The organism is Mesotoga sp. Brook.08.105.5.1, assembly GCF_002752635.1.
GTDB lineage: Bacteria > Thermotogota > Thermotogae > Petrotogales > Kosmotogaceae > Mesotoga.
On sequence record NZ_AYTW01000046.1, the window covers coordinates 1 to 1,734 of the forward strand.

The window sequence follows — 1,734 nt, forward strand, 5'->3', positions numbered from 1 at the left end:
CTTTTCGGGAGAGTGTCCCCCTCAAGCGGGTCATCTCATCCGTTTCCATCTCCTGCCACCTCAAACCGTACGTGCGGATTTCCCGCATACGGCTTTCCTGTGTGCTTCACCTCAAGGCTTATGTGACCTATCGTGCTGGGAGTGCTTTCTGTCGGAGATACCTTATTCTGTAATCATTGTAGATTCCAGTGATCTTGAGTAACTCCTCCTTACTCCACCTCTTCCAGCCGAAGCCTTTCTTCTGTTTCTTTCTCATCATGTGTCTTCTGAGTTTCCTGTTCACCCAGTCTCTAATAAAGCTGAAGACTTTCTTTGAATTACCTATCCTGAAGTAGTTTACCCAGCCCCTCAATATTGGGTTTATCGCTTCCACCAGTCTTTCCAAGGAGTTGGAGCGATAAATAAGGAACTGGTACTTCAGCTTTTCCAGTAATGCCTTTCTAGCCTTCTTGTTAGGTCTGTAATCAGGTCTACGTTTTCCGTTCTTGGCCTTCACCATTGAGAATTCAAATCCAAGGAATTGAAAGCTGCCCTTCTCCATGTCGACTATCTTGCTCTTTTCTTCATTGAGCTGAACCTCTATCTTCTCGAATTCTTCCAGTAGTCTCCTATTGACTTTATCTACCCACTCTCCGGGATAGACAAGGGCCACAAGATCGTCTGCATATCTTGCATAGCTTACCTTTCCCGTTACTCTGCCTGCTTTCTCCAGCATTATGTCTATCTCGTTGAGATAGATGTTTGCCAGTAATGGCGAGAGTACTCCTCCCTGTGGTATCCCTTTCTTTCCCGCCTTCTTGCATATGAGTTTCAGTAGATGCATTATCTCTGGATCGTCTATTCTCTTTGCAACTTTCTCAAAGAGTATATGGTGTTTGACATTGTCGAAGAAGCCTTTGAGGTCAAGGTCTATCACAACTGTCTTTCCTTTGAACAGTTCCTTGTCCACTCTTTCTATTGCATCATGCGCGCTTCTTCCCGGTCTGAATCCAAACGATCCCTCCTGGAAGTCCGTTTCGAATATCGGTTCTAGGATAAGCTTCATTGCTCCCTGTACTATCCTGTCCCTTATTGCCGGTATCTTCAGTATCCTCTCTTTACCGTCAGCCTTAGGTATGGATAGACTTCTGTACTCCAATGGTTCGTACTCTCCCTTGAGCAATTCCTGAAGTAGTTCGAGGATATAGTTTCTTACCCCTATTTCCTCGATGTCCCGAAAACTTACTCCATCCACTCCGGGAGATCCGTTGTTCTTTCTGGCCAAGTAGTAGGCCTTTTCCAGTGTTTCTACCTTACAGATATGGGTGTATAACCCCCAGAATCTCCATTCTGGTTCGGCCTTCGCCTTGAGGTATATCTTGTTCCTCACTTCCTGCAGGGGTATGAATCCTTTTCTCATTACGATTCCTGCCTCCTTTCTTGGTAACAAGAGTTACATACAGTAGGGCTCCTTTACTCGGGAGGAGTTACCCTCCGTCATAGCTAATACGAACCCATCCGCCACCCTCTGGTCTTTCGGTCAATTTCCCATTCCGGTTATATGACCTACCTCGTTCAAGGGATTTCTCCCAGGTACCAGTAGGGCTTCTCCAGTTGCGTAGAATGTCCTTGTGATCATGCCATCGCTACCACCCCGCCGGAAGATATTCGCGTTTCAGTCAGTCTTCGCTCATATCTGCTGTCTTCGCCCGGTGTGCAAGGACTCGACTTCCGGAACTGTAGTCTCGAGGACAC

General features: G+C 46.6%; 1 protein-coding gene. It reads right to left on the reverse strand.

Annotation, left to right across the window (positions count from 1 at the left end; all coding sequences use genetic code 11):
• Positions 1-127 precede the first annotated feature (127 nt).
• Positions 128-1,399, reverse strand: a complete 1,272-nt coding sequence (gene ltrA / locus V512_RS12860) for a group II intron reverse transcriptase/maturase (protein WP_099830862.1) — start codon at positions 1,397-1,399, stop codon at positions 128-130.
• Between the last annotated feature and the right edge of the window lie 335 nt (positions 1,400-1,734).